The organism is Klebsiella sp. ZJOU C1 (assembly GCF_035620215.1).
GTDB classification, from domain to species: domain Bacteria; phylum Pseudomonadota; class Gammaproteobacteria; order Enterobacterales; family Enterobacteriaceae; genus Klebsiella; species Klebsiella variicola.
Genome location: NZ_CP141644.1, coordinates 1868367 through 1882228, shown reverse-complemented (window position 1 = coordinate 1882228; position 13862 = coordinate 1868367). Strand labels below are relative to the sequence as shown.

The following is a 13862-nucleotide window of genomic DNA, read 5'->3' as shown; positions in this document are numbered from 1 at the left end:
GCGTAGCGCCACCCGACAACATAACAATACAACGAGGTAGCCCGGATAAGGCGCTGTGCGCCGTCATCCGGGAAATCGGTGCTGTGATCATCCCCGGTGGCGCTGCGCTTACCGGGGCTACCTGTCTCATGGCACGGAGGACGGCCTGTATTGTAGGTCGGGTAAGCGTAGCGCCACCCGACAACATAACAATACAACGAGGTAGCCCGGATAAGGCGCTATGCGCCGTCCTCCGCGAAATCGGCGCTGTGATCAGCTAATGACAGCCGACGTCAGCTGTGTTTAATTAAGGCTCCCGGACGGGAGCCTTTTTTATGGGAGCAGAACAATGAAACGCACGTTATTTGCCGTGATGGCCCTGCTGGCCAGCGGCGCGGCGCTGGCGGACGAGTGCAGCAACGCCAATACCCAAACCGAAATGAATCAGTGCGCGGCCGCGCAGTATCAGGCGGCCGACAAAAAGCTGAATGATACCTGGCAGCATGCCCTGCAGCGGGCGGTGGGTAAGCAACAAACATTACTGAAGCAGGCGCAGCAGGCATGGATCGCCCTGCGCGACGCCGATTGCGCCTTTCTCGCGTCCGGCGCCGAAGGCGGCAGCATGCAGCCGATGCTGGTAAGCCAGTGCATGACCGATAAGAGCGTGGAGCGGGAGTCTTTCCTCGCCTCGCTGCTGCAGTGCGAGGATGGCGATCAAAGCTGCCCGCTGCCGCCGGCCAATTAACGGACGCGAATGCCTTCGATAATCATCCGCTGGACATTATCGACCGTTTGTTCAAAAAAGGCCGCGTCCTGCAGCGTGGCGCCGGTGACCGCCTCCACCTGGGTGGCAAAGTCGGCGTAATGCTGGGTGGTGGCCCAGATCATAAAGATTAAATGCTGCGGATCGACTGGCGCCAGCTTGCCGCGGTCGATCCAGCCGGAGACAATCGCCGATTTCTCATCGACCAGCGCTTTCAGGTCCCCGGTCAGTTCGCCCATCAGCAGCGGCGCCCCCTGCAGCATCTCGAGGCAGAAAAGCTTCGAGGCCTGGGGATGATCGCGGGACACCTCCAGCTTCAGGCGAATATATTCGCGGATCGCCACCAGCGGGCTGATATCCTCACGAAACGCCTTCAGCGGCGCCAGCCAGATGGCGAGGATCTGCTGCAGGACAGCCACATACAGCGCCTCTTTCGAAGGGTAGTAATAGAGCAGATTGGTTTTCGATACCCCGGCGCGCTCAGCCACCTGCTCCAGTCGCGTACCGTGAATACCAAATTGCGAAAATGCCTCCAGCGCGGCGGCCAGGATGGCCTCCTTTTTGGCGCTGACCGCTTGTGAACGTTTGCCGCTTTTCTTCACCGCGCCCTGTGCCATACATCCTCTCCTTCAGTTGACGCCACCAGCATAGCAAAAGCCCCGCGCCGACACGACCCCGTGCACCCTGATTGCGCATGACTGCCGTTTTTTCGTGCACTGATTTTGACCATCCAGTCCACTTTTTTATCGTCCTTTTTAGCAACTCAAAAGTAACACATTAATAACATTAGCATTTATAAAACTGGCATCGCGTTTGCTTTAGCTCTTCTGCGAGGTGGTCCAGGGAGAGGCAGGATGCCGCACCACCGCAACTCCATCTTCCATGACTGCAGAGAGGTAGGTATGAAAATTGGTGTTTTCGTTCCCATTGGCAACAACGGCTGGCTGATTTCCACCCATGCCCCGCAGTATATGCCGACCTTCGAACTGAATAAGGCTATCGTGCAGAAGGCCGAGCACTACCATTTCGACTTCGCGCTCTCCATGATCAAGCTGCGCGGCTTCGGCGGGAAAACTGAATTCTGGGATCACAACCTGGAGTCCTTCACCCTGATGGCCGGCCTGGCCGCGGTGACCTCGAAGATCCAGATCTACGCCACCGCCGCCACCCTGACGCTGCCGCCGGCGATTGTCGCCCGAATGGCCTCCACTATCGACTCCATCTCCGGCGGCCGGTTTGGCGTCAATCTGGTGACCGGCTGGCAAAAACCGGAATATGACCAGATGGGCATGTGGCCGGGAGATGACTATTTCGCCAGCCGCTATGACTATCTCACCGAATACGTTCAGGTGCTCCGTGACCTGTGGGGCACCGGGCGCAGCGATTTCAAAGGTGATTACTTCACCATGAACGACTGCCGGGTCAGCCCGCGCCCTTCGCAGCCGATGAAGGTGATCTGCGCCGGGCAGAGCGATGCCGGTATGGCCTTCTCCGCCCAGCACGCGGACTACAACTTCTGCTTTGGCAAAGGAGTCAACACGCCAACGGCCTTTGCCCCAACCGCCGCACGCATGATGCAGGCGGCGGAAAAAACCGGCCGCGACGTGGGGTCCTATGTGCTGTTTATGGTGATCGCCGACGAAACCGACGAGGCGGCGCGCGCCAAATGGGAACATTACAAAGCGGGCGCCGATGAAGAAGCGCTGGCGTGGCTCACCGAGCAGAGTCAGAAAGACACCCGCTCCGGCAGCGATACCAACGTGCGCCAGATGGCCGACCCCACCTCGGCGGTCAACATTAACATGGGCACCCTTGTCGGATCGTATGCCAGCGTCGCGCGGATGCTCGATGAAGTGGCGAGCGTGCCCGGCACCGACGGCGTGCTGCTGACCTTTGATGATTTTCTTGCCGGCATCGACGCCTTTGGCGAACGCATTCAGCCGCTGATGCGCTGCCGGGACCACATTGCTCCTGTTACCCGTGAGGTGGCCTGATGATTACCCTTCCCGCTCGCCCGGAATCCCTGACCTTCGCGCCGCAGCAGAGCGCGCTGATTGTGGTCGATATGCAGAATGCCTACGCCAGTCAGGGCGGTTATCTGGATCTCGCCGGCTTTGACGTCTCCGCCACCCGGCCGGTTATCGACAATATTAATACCGCCGTCGCCGCCGCCCGCGCCGCGGGCATGCTGATTATCTGGTTCCAGAATGGCTGGGATGACCAGTATGTTGAAGCTGGCGGCCCGGGCTCGCCGAACTATCACAAATCCAACGCGCTGAAAACGATGCGTCAGCGTCCGGAGCTGCAGGGCAAGCTGCTGGCGAAAGGCGGCTGGGATTATCAGTTGGTGGATGAGCTGACGCCGCAGGAAGGCGATATCGTGTTGCCGAAACCGCGTTACAGCGGCTTCTTTAACACCCCGCTCGACAGCATTTTACGCAGCCGCGGCATACGCCACCTGGTGTTCACCGGGATCGCTACCAACGTCTGCGTCGAATCGACGCTGCGCGATGGCTTCTTTCTCGAATACTTCGGCATCGTGCTGGAGGATGCCACCCATCAGGCCGGCCCGGCCTTCGCCCAGCAGGCGGCGCTGTTCAATATTGAAACCTTTTTCGGCTGGGTCAGCGACGTCGAGAGCTTCTGCCACGCGCTGTCCCCCGCCACCCCGCTGTCTTTAGCCAAGGAGAAACGTTATGCCTAAACAGGTGATTATTCCGCCAGGCACCACCACGCCGATTGCCCCCTTTGTTCCGGGAACGCTCGCCGACGGGGTGGTCTACGTCTCGGGCACCCTGCCGTTTGATAAGCAAAACAATGTGGTGCACATCGGCGACCCAAAGGCGCAAACCCGCCACGTGCTGGAGACCATCAAGAGCGTTATCGAAACGGCGGGCGGGAGTATGGCGGATGTGACTTTCAACAGCATCTTTATCACCGACTGGACAAATTACGCCGCGATTAACGAGGTCTACGCCGAGTTCTTCCCCGGCGATAAACCGGCCCGCTTCTGCATTCAGTGCGGACTGGTGAAGCCTGATGCGCTGGTGGAAATCGCCAGCGTCGCCCATATCGGCACCCCGACATGATGAGGCTCAATATTGCTCCAGCCCCATGGCCCGGCGCGCCGGTGGTGGTCCTCAGCGCCGGTCTGGGCGGCGGCGGCGGCTACTGGCTGGCGCAGCGCGCGGCGCTGGAGGCACAGTATCAGCTGGTGAGTTATGACCATAACGGGACCGGGGAAAACGCCGGCCCGCTGCCCGCCGACTACAGCATGGCGACGATGGCCCAGGAGCTGCTCAGCGCCCTGCAGGCGGCGGGGATCACCCGCTTTGCGCTGGTGGGCCACGCCCTGGGGGCGCTGATTGGCCTGCAGCTGGCGCTCGATCGCCCCGAGGCGGTGAGCGCCCTGGTGCTGGTCAACGGCTGGCTGACGCTGTCGCCACACACCCGCCGCTGCTTCCTGGTGCGCGAGCGTCTGCTGCATGCCGGCGGCGCGCAGGCGTGGGTTGAAGCGCAACCGCTGTTTCTCTACCCGGCGGAATGGATGGCCGCGCGCCTGCCGCGCCTCGAAGCGGAAGATGCGCTTGCCATCAGCCATTTTCAGGGCAAAGAGAATCTGCTGAAGCGGCTGCAGGCCCTGAAGCAGGCTGATTTTTCACGCCGTGCTGCGGCCATCGCCTGCCCGACGCTGATTGTCAGCGCCGCTGACGACCTGCTGGTCCCGGCCTCCTGCTCCCGCGTGCTGCAGGCGGCGATCCCCGGCAGCCAGCGTGTGGAGATGCCGTGGGGCGGCCATGCCTGTAACGTCACCGACGCCGATACCTTTAATACCATTTTATGCGACGGGCTGGCCGCTATGCTGCCGGTCGCCAGGGAGATCCGATGAACGACGCGATAAACCACACGGCCTGCGAGACGCTGTTTACCCAGGCCCGTACCCACAACGGCTGGCTCGATAAACCGGTGAGCGACGCGCAACTGCAGGCCATCTGGGACCTGATGAAAATGGGGCCCACCTCCGCCAACTGTTCGCCAGCGCGCATCGTGTTCGTCCGCAGCGCGGAAGGCAAAGAGAAGCTCCGCCCAACGCTCTCCAGCGGCAATCTGCAGAAAACCATGCAGGCGCCGGTGACCGCCATCGTGGCATGGGATAGCGCCTTCTACGACCGGCTGCCGACCCTGTTTCCCCACGGTGACGCCCGCAGCTGGTTTACCTCCAGCCCGCAGCTGGCGGAAGAGACCGCGTTTCGCAACAGCTCGCTGCAGGCGGCGTACCTGATTTTCGCCTGCCGCGCGCTGGGCCTCGACACCGGGCCGATGTCCGGTTTTGACCGGGAAAAAGTCGACGCGGCGTTTTTTGCCGACAACGGCTGGAAAAGCAACCTGCTGGTGAACATCGGCTATGGCGACCCCGGCAAGCTGTATGGTCGCCTGCCGCGTCTGTCCTTTGATGAAGCCTGCCTGCTGGCATAAGGAGTTGGCGATGGAGTTAGCGGACAAAGCGAGTTTTCGTGACGCCATGGCCCACGTCGGCGCCGCGGTTAACATTATTACCACCGATGGCCCGGCGGGCCGGGCGGGGTTCACCGCCAGCGCGGTCTGCAGCGTTACCGACACGCCGCCGACCCTGCTGGTCTGCCTGAACCGCTCGGCCTCGGTGTGGCCAGTGTTCAGCGAACACCACACGCTGTGCGTCAATACCCTGGCGGCCGGACAGGAGGCCCTGTCGACGCTGTTTGGCGGTAAAACGGCAATGGACGAGCGCTTTGCCGCCGCCGACTGGCAGACCGGCGCCACCGGCTGTCCGCGGCTGGAGGCGGCGCTGGTCAGCTTCGACTGCCGCATCGACCAGCGCGTCAGCGTCGGGACGCACGACATCCTGTTTTGTCACGTCGTGGCCATTACCCGTCACCCGGAGCCCCGGGGACTGATGTGGTTTGACCGCGGTTATCACACGCTTATGCGACCCGCTTGTTAACCTTTAACCCGGGATATCATCATGGCACTCTTCGATTTTCCTCGCTGGAAGTTGACCTCCCCCGCCGCTGAGTCCGGCGTTGTCGCCCCCGATGAACGCTTGTCGGCCGGACAAACGCTGGTGATGGGCGTGCAGCACGCCGTTGCGATGTTCGGTGCGACGGTGCTGATGCCGTTGTTGATGGGGCTCGACCCCAACCTGTCGATTCTGATGTCGGGCGTCGGCACTCTGCTGTTCTTTGTCGTCACCGGCGGACGGGTGCCGAGCTATCTCGGCTCCAGCGCCGCTTTTGTCGGGGTGGTGATCGCCATTACCGGCTTTAACGGCCAGGGGCTGAACCCTCATCTGAGCGTCGCCCTTGGCGGGATCATCGCCTGCGGGCTGGTTTACACCCTGATTGGTCTGGTGGTGATGAAGATCGGCACCCGCTGGATCGAGCGCCTGATGCCGCCGGTGGTGACCGGCGCGGTGGTGATGGCAATCGGCCTGAACCTGGCGCCGATTGCCGTGCGCAGCGTGTCCGCCAGCGCCTTCGACAGCTGGATGGCGGTGTTGACCGTGCTCTGCATCGGCATAGTCGCGGTATTTACCCGCGGGATGCTGCAGCGTCTGCTGATCCTGGTCGGCCTGATCGTCGCCTGCGCACTGTACGCCCTGCTGGCTAACGGCTTTGGCCTTGGCAAGCCGCTGGACTTCTCCCCCCTCGCCCAGGCGGCGTGGTTCGGGCTGCCGCACTTTACCACCCCATCCTTTAACGGTCAGGCGATGATGTTGATTGCGCCGGTCGCGGTGATCCTGGTAGCCGAGAACCTCGGGCACCTGAAGGCCGTCGCCGGGATGACCGGGCGCAATATGGACCCGTACATGGGGCGCGCCTTCGTCGGCGACGGGCTGGCGACCATGCTCTCCGGCTCGGTGGGCGGCAGCGGGGTCACGACCTATGCGGAGAACATTGGCGTCATGGCGGTAACCAAGGTCTATTCGACGCTGGTCTTTGTCGCCGCCGCGCTGATCGCGATGCTGCTCGGCTTCTCGCCGAAGTTTGGCGCATTAATCCACACCATTCCCGGGCCGGTGATCGGCGGCGCCTCGATCGTGGTCTTTGGCCTGATCGCAGTCGCCGGGGCGCGGATCTGGGTGCAAAACCGCGTCGACCTCAGCCAGAACAGCAATTTGATCATGGTGTCGGTGACCCTGGTGCTGGGCGCTGGCGATTTCGCGCTGTCGCTGGGCGGCTTTACGCTGGGCGGAATTGGTACGGCCACCTTCGGGGCGATCCTGCTGCACGCGCTGCTTCATCGCGGGACGCGCGAGGCGAAGGAGGCCAGGGTAACGCCGGTGTAAGCCACATTAGCGCGGCGTTGGCGCGTGGGCCTGGGTGGTGTGAGCCTGTAGGCCGGATAAGGCATTTATGCCGCCATCCGGCACCGCCGCAGGTACGGAGCCTGACCGCCCGGCGGCGCTGCGCTGGCGTGGGCCGACTGACCGTCAGGGCTGGATAATTTGATACGGTTATCGGTTTGCAACGGTTTCGCCCCGGAAAAACGGTTGTTCTGTGTTATTTCCGGGCAGATGGCGCTCCCGATAGGTCTTCTGCGTTATGTCTCTTATGGCGCAGGGAGCGCACAGGGGGCGGCCAGTCGCCACCGCCCCCTGTACCCCCGGGCTCCGGCCAGCAACATCGCCACTGCGTGGTGCCTTCGACTTATCCCTGCAGGCTTCGGGTCGGGCCGAGGCAGCGTCCCTGCAAAACACGGCCCTCAGCCCGCATCCATGCGGGCTGCCCCGGCCTTCCGGGAACGTCTCAGCGATTTTGAGGCCGCCAACAACGGCAGTTTCAGCAGCCCCTACGCCAGCGGTGAGTTGGGGTTGTAGGCCGGGTAAGGCGCAGCCGCCACCCGGCATAAAAGCGACGCCGTGCCTGATGCCATCGCCCGGCGGCGCTGCGCTGGCGCGGGCCTGGAGACAATCAGAGCCGGACGAGTAGGCCAGCCAGGATAAGCGCCGCTGTAGGATCAGAAGCGTAAAATTATGGCTCGCGGCGATCGGCCAGGTCCGTGAGCGGCTGCGCATCGTCGTTTGTGGAAACCTGCGGCGGCGACTTGCGCTTCCACTTCAGCTCGCTCACCAGCACCCCTGCGAGGATCAAGACGCAGCCGAGCAGAGCCAGCAGCGGCAGACGCTCACCGGCCAGCCGGCCAAAAATACCGGCCCATACCGGTTCACCAGTATAGATAAGGGTGGCCCGCGTCGGCGAGACGCTGCGCTGCGCCCAGTTCATGGTAACCTGAATGATCGCGCTGAAAATCCCCAGCCCCAGCGCGACGCCGAGCAGGGCCGGCGTCAACGGCGGAACCGCCTCACCCGCCGGCTTCATGGCGGCGAAAGCCACCAGCGACGCGGTCGCCAGCTGCACGACCGTCACCCGGCGGACATCGACTTTCCCGGCCCAGGCGCTGATAAGGATAATCTCCGCCGCGATCGCCAGCGCGCTCGCCAGAGTAATCATCTCCCCCACGCCAAGCGCCAGCAGATTATTTTCCGGCCCGGCCAGCAGGATCAAACCGATAAACGCCAGCACAATCCCCACGCAGGACATCACCCCCGGCATACGGCCCAGGCACAGCCACTGCAGCAGCGGTACCAGCGGCACATACATCGCCGTGATAAAGGCAGATTTACTACTGGAGATCGACTGCAGTCCCCAGGTCTGCAGGCCATACCCCAGCGCAATCGCCACGCCAATCGCCACCCCCGCCTTCACCTCCAGCCACGTCAGCCCTCGCAGGGTGCGCAGCGAGAGCAGGCCCACCGCCAGCGCGGCGGTCGCGAAACGCAGACCGACAAAAAACAGCGGCCCGCTGAGGCTCACCGCATACTGCACGGCAAGGAACGTCCCTCCCCAGAACATGGTGATCATGATGAGGAGCGCTTCCTGGCGGGTAATGGAGAATTTTAACGAAGACATAAGACAGCCATGACGATTAACGGGCGACCAGTGTGCAATCCGCCCGGCAGGAGCGCAACCACCGACAGATAAAAAAACCGCCGGCAGATGCCGGCGGCGAGGGCGATGCGGTTGGGTCGGGGAGATTAACACCGCATCAAAGAGAACAGTGCGAGTCGCGCGTTAACTTTCACGACTACCATGACTGTTTTTACCCCCTTTTTTGCCAGCCTCTGAGGCGCGCTGAGGGTCATTTTTAAAATTCCCCCCGCTATGCTGGCCACCTTTACGTCCTGCTTCTGATGCTCTTTCACGGTCTTCAGCAAAGTTGCCAGAACCGCCACGATGGTTTGCCATTACTGACCTCCATTAGGTTAGACATCATAGTGCATTACGCGGGAGCGGCGACGCCGCTGTCTTACCGCGTATCTATAAGGTTAGTGAATGACTGCCGCTGACGGCGGCAAATGAAATATCCAGAAACAAACCCGGGCGAAAAAAGCCCCCTCGCGGCGCGTACGGGTTCTAACCTGCTCTGCTGGCGGAGAAAAAATAGTCGGCAAAAATGTATCCTGATGCTACACCCTTGCCACACCAGCCAAAATGGCAGGCGCAACGCTTCCTCCTTCTCTCCCTTTCAGGCCGCGCGGTGCAAGGAAAAGTAAATAACGCTTTGTCATTTTGTTATAAATCAAATAAATGCCCGTTGGATTTGCACTCTCCGGCGGAGGCTTTATCTTTAAAGGTAACCAGCCATTTGGCTGGCTTATAACGCAACCGAGGAGTGATGGAAATGGCTAAAATTCTGGTGCTTTATTATTCCATGTATGGACACATTGAAACCATGGCTCACGCCGTCGCCGATGGCGCAAACCGAGTGGATGGCGTTGAGGTGGTTGTGAAGCGCGTGCCGGAAACCATGCAGGCTGAAGCATTTGCCAAAGCAGGCGGGAAAACGCAAAACGCGCCCGTCGCCACGCCGCAGGAGCTGGCAGAGTATGACGCCATCATCTTTGGTACCCCAACTCGTTTCGGCAACATGTCCGGTCAGATGCGCACCTTCCTCGATCAAACCGGCGGTCTGTGGGCGTCCGGCGCCCTGTACGGCAAGATCGCCAGCGTATTCAGCTCAACCGGCACCGGCGGCGGACAGGAACAAACCATTACCTCGACCTGGACGACGCTGGCCCACCACGGCATGATCATCGTCCCGATCGGCTACGGCGCCCAGGAGCTGTTTGATATTTCCCAGGTCCGCGGCGGTACCCCTTATGGCGCGACCACCATCGCCGGCGGAGACGGCTCGCGTCAGCCGAGCGAGGAAGAGTTAGCCATCGCCCGCTATCAGGGCGAACATGTCGCCAAACTGGCCGTTAAAGTCCACGGCTAATCTTCTGCAGGAGGAGTAACATGCCAACTCAAGAAGCAAAAGCACATCGCGTCGGCGAATGGGCAAGTTTACGTAACACCTCGCCGGAGATCGCCGAGGCGATTTTCGAAGTCGCCCACTACGATGAAAAACTGGCGGAGCAAATCTGGGAGGAAGGCAGCGACGAAGTGCTGGCGCTGGCCTTTGCCAAAACCGATAAAGATGCGCTGTTCTGGGGTGAACAGACGATTGAGCGTAAAAACGTCTAGGACGTTTATTTCCGCCAGGTCTCGCCCTAACCTGCTAAAAAACCCGGATTGCTCCGGGTTTTTTACATTATTTCGCCGCCTCGTTGATCACCTTTTTAAAGGTCTCCAGCGGACAGAATCCCTGATCGTCAACCGGGCAGCCGTTAAGCGCCAGGGTGACCCGCTGCAGCGGGGCCTGCAGGGTTAACGCGTCGGCGTTACGCAGCTGTTCAGTACTTTGATAGACATACTCAATCTTCATCAGATCGCGATTACCGGCGCTGTCATGCCAGCGCTGAAACAGCAGTTTGCCGCCAATGGGCGTGCGCTCGTACTGGCCAGGTAGTTGATAAGGCTTAAAGTCCAGGGCCGTCAGCAGCGAGGCGATGTTCGAGTCGTGCCCCACCAGCAGCGTGACTTTCGCCTTGTTGGCCTCCTCGCCCACCAGCGCGTTATCGATATATTTAACCAACGGTTTGGCGACGTTTTGTGCCACCGCTACCGAGGTAAACAGACTATCCTGGTAGCCGTTTTTCAGCTTCGACAGCACCTGCCATTGCTTATCGCTGGTGATTTCCCCCCACGCCACCTGGTCTTTCGGGAAGCCTTCATAATATTGCAGGGTGAAGGCGTCCACCAGCGAGTTGCCCACCTTCAGCGGGCCGGAAACCCCCGGCTCCTGTTGATAACCGGCGCTAAAGGTATCCTTACCCTCGCTCAGCGAGCAGACCTGCTTCTCTTTGCAGGAGGGCGAGTTGCGGTAATCGATCATCGTCTCCAGCAGCTTATAGCTCTCGGTCAGTTGCATCCCTTGACGCTCTTTTTCCATCGCCTGCAGCGCTTTCTCGCGAAACACCGGGGAGTCGTCGGTAATAACCGGGTTGAAGGTCGGGTCCATGGTGCCCATCTGCGGCTGGTGATGCACTGCAATGCCGCAGCCAGGGAACGCGCCGGTGATAAAGAACTGCGCGGTGGCGACGGTACGCTGCAGGCTGTTGGCATAGGCGTAAACCGCGTTTTCCGGTGGGCACTCGCCGCTGGTCACCAGCTTCTGCTGCGCCAGCCATTCGCGCATATAGTGGCCCATATACACCTCCAGCACGCCGCCTTTGGTGGTCAGCTGGCCGCCCGGCACATCCCACTGCGGCCAGGCCTTGGCGGTGGACTGCTCCAGCACGCTGCCGTTATTGGCCAGCGGCGCACGCAGGTTGTGACGGCTCATGATCAGCACCTGCTGCAGCTGATACCCCTCCGGGGCGGCCGAGTCCTGCGCCTGAGCGCCAGCGGATAACATCACCGCGCCGGCAACGGCGGCGGCAAGTAGACGTTTTTTCATCCCTTCATCCTTAGTCGTTTATTATCATCGCGTTAATTGTGACGGATTTATGACATTTTTCCTGGTAATCGCTCGCAAACTTAGACCGTAGCCGAAAATTTCCCCTGCCGGGCAAAGAGTTTTATAATGAAACAATTAACCTGGAGGCTTTCGTGAAACGTACCCGTCTGGAAAACAGCTGTTGCCCTATCGCCCGCTCCCTCGATGTTATCGGCGACTGGTGGTCGCTGCTGATCGTCCGCGATGCTCTGCGCGGGGTGCGCCGGTTTAGCGAATTCCAGAAAAACCTCGGTATTGCCAAAAACATGCTCGCCGGGCGGCTGAAAATGCTGGTGGATGAAGGCATCCTGCGCCTGCAGCCGGCCTCCGATGGCAGCGCCTGGCAGGAGTATGTCCTGACCGACAAGGGCCGTGCCCTGCAGACGGTGCTGGTCGCCCTCTCCCAGTGGGCAGACGACTATCTGTTCGAGCCCGACGAACCGGCGACCCGGCTCATTGACCGTCAGCAGCGCCAGCCCCTGCGTAAGCTGGTCCTGCAGGCGGCGGATGGCCGTGAGCTGGCCCCGGCAGACATCACCATCGCTATTCCGCTGAACGACTAAACGCTGCCCGCGGCAGGCAAAAATGAAAAAGTCCGGACAAAATGGTTGCATTATTAAACCTAATATCTCATGCTGAATTTGGTTTAATAATGCAACCTTTTACGAGGCAATTCTCATGACCCAACCATCGCACACTGCTTTTATCACTGGCGCGTCCTCAGGTATCGGCGCGATCTATGCCGAACGACTCGCCGCCCGCGGCTACAACCTGATCCTCGCCGCCCGTCGTGAAGACCGGCTGCTGGCGCTCGCCGACCAGCTGCAGGCACGCTACGCCATCCAGGCCAGCATCCTCAAAGCCGATCTTAGCGAAGAGCACGGGATTGCCGCCGTAGAGCAGCGTCTGCAGCAGGATCCCGCCATCGACCTGTTCATTAACAACGCCGGCACCGCGAAAATGGCGGGTTTTCTCGCCAGTACGCCGCGGGAGCACCAGGCGATTCATACGCTCAATACCACGGCGCTGCTGCGCCTGAGCTATGCCGCGCTGGCCGCTTTCATCCCACGACGCCGGGGAACGCTCATTAATATTGCCTCCATCCTCGCGCTACATACGCTGCCAGGTAGCGCGGTCTACAGCGCCAGTAAAGCCTGGGTGTTGAGCTTCACCCGCGGTCTGCAGGATGAGTTTGCCGACAGCGGCGTGCGTATTCAGGCGGTATTGCCGGCGGCGACCGCCACCGATCTCTGGCCGACCTCCGGCGTGGCGTTGAACGCCCTGCCCACCGGCACGGTGATGACCACAGAGGATCTGGTGGACGCCGCTCTCAGGGGGCTGGAGATGGGGGAACAGGTCACCTTACCACCGGTTCATGACCTGGGACTATGGGAGGCTTTTGAGCAGTCCAGACTGGCGCTGTTTACCAGCGCACGAACCGGACAGCCTGCGCCGCGGTATCGCTAAGCGGCACCTTGCGGCGGGCATTACTCCGGTAGCGGAACCGCCGTCAGGGTACAAATGGCCTCGTGCTCGCCGCCGCGGCGATCGGTGATCACCACCTTATCGCCCGCTTTTTTGCCTTCACACGGCTTGAGGACCTGCTCCACGATCTGCTCGCGGCTCGCCTGACGTTCACTTTCAGCCTGGCTGGCAAAGGCAGACAGCGCCAGCACCACGCCCAGCAGGCTGAGGGATTTCTTATACATGACTGACTCTCAGATCGTTCTTATTCGCGGTCAGCGTAACCCGCTGTACGCCGCACTTCTGTAAAATCACTTAACGGAGTGTTACATCCTTTCAGGTGAAACCCGGGCGGTCACATTCCTGCGGGAAATATTTTATCACAACCCCGCCGCCGGATATTCTCGCGATGAGGCGTCATCTTTCAGACATATCCCGATGTTATCTTCAAACAGAGCCCTGTATCTTTTTCCCTTTCTAAACAGAATATTAGGTTGGTCTATGTCGGGTCTTATTCTCTTTATCGTCGCGGTGGCGCTGCTGGGCGTCGCCATCTACAGCCTGGTGTCGTACCTCAAAGAGCGGCGCGCCAGTCAGTTACCTGTCCATAAAAAGAAGAAATAATACCTTCCGTTCCCCGCCGTTTTCTGCTGATTTCTTTACCGTCCTGTACTGTCCCTTACCGAACCAAAAACGAAGGCAGGCCTGTGGGCCTGCCTTCGCTCAAGCGCAGTAT

At 60.6% G+C, this 13862-nt stretch carries 19 protein-coding genes; 14 read left to right on the top strand and 5 right to left on the bottom strand.

Features of this window, described 5'->3' with window-relative positions:
* Positions 1-328 precede the first annotated feature (328 nt).
* Positions 329-724, top strand: coding sequence for a lysozyme inhibitor LprI family protein (locus SPE70_RS08810; protein ID WP_023339876.1), 396 nt, complete (start codon positions 329-331; stop codon positions 722-724).
* Here the strand turns inward: SPE70_RS08810 and rutR are convergent.
* The gene (gene rutR / locus SPE70_RS08805; RefSeq protein WP_002898883.1) at positions 721-1359 is read right to left on the bottom strand and encodes an HTH-type transcriptional regulator RutR; all 639 of its coding nucleotides are present in this window, start codon (positions 1357-1359) and stop codon (positions 721-723) included. The two genes, SPE70_RS08810 and rutR, sit on opposite strands and share 4 nt — an antisense overlap.
* Before the next feature lie 285 nt (positions 1360-1644).
* Between rutR and rutA the strand changes: the two genes are divergently transcribed.
* The 7 genes from rutA to rutG are packed head-to-tail and all read left to right on the top strand — an operon-like array spanning position 1645 to position 7067.
* On the top strand, positions 1645-2736 hold the full coding sequence (rutA, locus tag SPE70_RS08800; protein ID WP_004204507.1) for a pyrimidine utilization protein A: 1092 nt from the start codon (positions 1645-1647) through the stop codon (positions 2734-2736).
* Positions 2736-3446, top strand: coding sequence for a pyrimidine utilization protein B (rutB, locus tag SPE70_RS08795; RefSeq protein ID WP_008805941.1), 711 nt, complete (start codon positions 2736-2738; stop codon positions 3444-3446). Before rutA ends, rutB begins: the two co-directional genes overlap by 1 nt.
* Positions 3439-3831 carry a pyrimidine utilization protein C gene (rutC, locus tag SPE70_RS08790; protein ID WP_004204505.1) on the top strand — a complete coding sequence of 131 codons (393 nt, stop codon included), beginning with the start codon at positions 3439-3441 and terminating at the stop codon, positions 3829-3831. Before rutB ends, rutC begins: the two co-directional genes overlap by 8 nt.
* Complete coding sequence (rutD, locus tag SPE70_RS08785; RefSeq protein WP_023339873.1) at positions 3828-4631, top strand: pyrimidine utilization protein D; 804 nt, start codon at positions 3828-3830, stop codon at positions 4629-4631. Before rutC ends, rutD begins: the two co-directional genes overlap by 4 nt.
* The gene (locus SPE70_RS08780; RefSeq protein ID WP_008805939.1) at positions 4628-5218 is read left to right on the top strand and encodes a malonic semialdehyde reductase; all 591 of its coding nucleotides are present in this window, start codon (positions 4628-4630) and stop codon (positions 5216-5218) included. The genes rutD and SPE70_RS08780 overlap by 4 nt, the downstream gene beginning before the upstream one ends.
* A 10-nt stretch (positions 5219-5228) precedes the next feature.
* Positions 5229-5723, top strand: a complete 495-nt coding sequence (gene rutF / locus SPE70_RS08775) for an NADH-dependent FMN reductase RutF (protein ID WP_012968592.1) — start codon at positions 5229-5231, stop codon at positions 5721-5723.
* 21 nt (positions 5724-5744) lie between these two features.
* Positions 5745-7067, top strand: a complete 1323-nt coding sequence (gene rutG / locus SPE70_RS08770) for a pyrimidine utilization transport protein G (RefSeq protein ID WP_008805937.1) — start codon at positions 5745-5747, stop codon at positions 7065-7067.
* A gap of 685 nt (positions 7068-7752) precedes the next feature.
* Here rutG and SPE70_RS08765 read toward each other — a convergent pair.
* Complete coding sequence (locus SPE70_RS08765; protein ID WP_008805936.1) at positions 7753-8691, bottom strand: DMT family transporter; 939 nt, start codon at positions 8689-8691, stop codon at positions 7753-7755.
* A 162-nt stretch (positions 8692-8853) separates the two neighbouring features.
* Complete coding sequence (locus SPE70_RS08760; RefSeq protein WP_002898708.1) at positions 8854-9027, bottom strand: con-10 family general stress protein; 174 nt, start codon at positions 9025-9027, stop codon at positions 8854-8856.
* 117 nt (positions 9028-9144) lie between these two features.
* On the opposite strand from SPE70_RS08760, the gene SPE70_RS08755 reads away from it, so the two are divergent.
* From SPE70_RS08755 to SPE70_RS08745, 3 genes are all read left to right on the top strand, one after another.
* Positions 9145-9246 (top strand): hypothetical protein, encoded by a 102-nt coding sequence (locus SPE70_RS08755; protein ID WP_224224868.1) that lies wholly within the window; start codon positions 9145-9147, stop codon positions 9244-9246.
* A gap of 217 nt (positions 9247-9463) precedes the next feature.
* Positions 9464-10060 carry an NAD(P)H:quinone oxidoreductase gene (gene wrbA, locus SPE70_RS08750; protein WP_008805935.1) on the top strand — a complete coding sequence of 199 codons (597 nt, stop codon included), beginning with the start codon at positions 9464-9466 and terminating at the stop codon, positions 10058-10060.
* A gap of 20 nt (positions 10061-10080) precedes the next feature.
* Positions 10081-10308, top strand: a complete 228-nt coding sequence (locus SPE70_RS08745) for a YccJ family protein (RefSeq protein ID WP_008805934.1) — start codon at positions 10081-10083, stop codon at positions 10306-10308.
* A 67-nt stretch (positions 10309-10375) separates the two neighbouring features.
* On the opposite strand, the gene agp is transcribed toward SPE70_RS08745, so the two are convergent.
* Positions 10376-11623, bottom strand: a complete 1248-nt coding sequence (gene agp, locus SPE70_RS08740; protein ID WP_064170507.1) for a bifunctional glucose-1-phosphatase/inositol phosphatase — start codon at positions 11621-11623, stop codon at positions 10376-10378.
* Between the two features lie 152 nt (positions 11624-11775).
* Here agp and SPE70_RS08735 point away from each other — a divergent pair, with 152 nt between their 5' ends.
* Positions 11776-12225, top strand: coding sequence for a winged helix-turn-helix transcriptional regulator (locus SPE70_RS08735; RefSeq protein ID WP_012542276.1), 450 nt, complete (start codon positions 11776-11778; stop codon positions 12223-12225).
* A gap of 115 nt (positions 12226-12340) precedes the next feature.
* Positions 12341-13129 (top strand): SDR family NAD(P)-dependent oxidoreductase, encoded by a 789-nt coding sequence (locus SPE70_RS08730; protein WP_008805931.1) that lies wholly within the window; start codon positions 12341-12343, stop codon positions 13127-13129.
* A 20-nt stretch (positions 13130-13149) separates the two neighbouring features.
* Here the strand turns inward: SPE70_RS08730 and SPE70_RS08725 are convergent, their stop codons facing one another.
* Complete coding sequence (locus SPE70_RS08725) at positions 13150-13371, bottom strand: hypothetical protein (protein WP_008805930.1); 222 nt, start codon at positions 13369-13371, stop codon at positions 13150-13152.
* A gap of 256 nt (positions 13372-13627) precedes the next feature.
* Between SPE70_RS08725 and SPE70_RS08720 the strand changes: the two genes are divergently transcribed.
* Positions 13628-13750, top strand: coding sequence for a small membrane protein (locus SPE70_RS08720; protein ID WP_002898600.1), 123 nt, complete (start codon positions 13628-13630; stop codon positions 13748-13750).
* The last annotated feature ends 112 nt before the right edge of the window (positions 13751-13862 follow it).

What these genes read in the sequence shown, in the direction of transcription:
- wrbA (WP_008805935.1), top strand. Translation starts at nt 9,464, where the DNA reads ATGGCTAAAATTCTGGTGCTTTATTATTCCATGTATGGACACATTGAA.
- SPE70_RS08725 (WP_008805930.1), bottom strand. Translation starts at nt 13,371, where the DNA reads ATGTATAAGAAATCCCTCAGCCTGCTGGGCGTGGTGCTGGCGCTGTCT.
- rutB (WP_008805941.1), top strand. Translation starts at nt 2,736, where the DNA reads ATGATTACCCTTCCCGCTCGCCCGGAATCCCTGACCTTCGCGCCGCAG.
- SPE70_RS08810 (WP_023339876.1), top strand. Translation starts at nt 329, where the DNA reads ATGAAACGCACGTTATTTGCCGTGATGGCCCTGCTGGCCAGCGGCGCG.
- SPE70_RS08760 (WP_002898708.1), bottom strand. Translation starts at nt 9,027, where the DNA reads ATGGCAAACCATCGTGGCGGTTCTGGCAACTTTGCTGAAGACCGTGAA.
- rutA (WP_004204507.1), top strand. Translation starts at nt 1,645, where the DNA reads ATGAAAATTGGTGTTTTCGTTCCCATTGGCAACAACGGCTGGCTGATT.
- SPE70_RS08765 (WP_008805936.1), bottom strand. Translation starts at nt 8,691, where the DNA reads ATGTCTTCGTTAAAATTCTCCATTACCCGCCAGGAAGCGCTCCTCATC.
- SPE70_RS08730 (WP_008805931.1), top strand. Translation starts at nt 12,341, where the DNA reads ATGACCCAACCATCGCACACTGCTTTTATCACTGGCGCGTCCTCAGGT.
- SPE70_RS08720 (WP_002898600.1), top strand. Translation starts at nt 13,628, where the DNA reads ATGTCGGGTCTTATTCTCTTTATCGTCGCGGTGGCGCTGCTGGGCGTC.
- rutD (WP_023339873.1), top strand. Translation starts at nt 3,828, where the DNA reads ATGATGAGGCTCAATATTGCTCCAGCCCCATGGCCCGGCGCGCCGGTG.
- rutG (WP_008805937.1), top strand. Translation starts at nt 5,745, where the DNA reads ATGGCACTCTTCGATTTTCCTCGCTGGAAGTTGACCTCCCCCGCCGCT.
- rutF (WP_012968592.1), top strand. Translation starts at nt 5,229, where the DNA reads ATGGAGTTAGCGGACAAAGCGAGTTTTCGTGACGCCATGGCCCACGTC.
- SPE70_RS08745 (WP_008805934.1), top strand. Translation starts at nt 10,081, where the DNA reads ATGCCAACTCAAGAAGCAAAAGCACATCGCGTCGGCGAATGGGCAAGT.
- agp (WP_064170507.1), bottom strand. Translation starts at nt 11,623, where the DNA reads ATGAAAAAACGTCTACTTGCCGCCGCCGTTGCCGGCGCGGTGATGTTA.
- rutC (WP_004204505.1), top strand. Translation starts at nt 3,439, where the DNA reads ATGCCTAAACAGGTGATTATTCCGCCAGGCACCACCACGCCGATTGCC.
- rutR (WP_002898883.1), bottom strand. Translation starts at nt 1,359, where the DNA reads ATGGCACAGGGCGCGGTGAAGAAAAGCGGCAAACGTTCACAAGCGGTC.
- SPE70_RS08780 (WP_008805939.1), top strand. Translation starts at nt 4,628, where the DNA reads ATGAACGACGCGATAAACCACACGGCCTGCGAGACGCTGTTTACCCAG.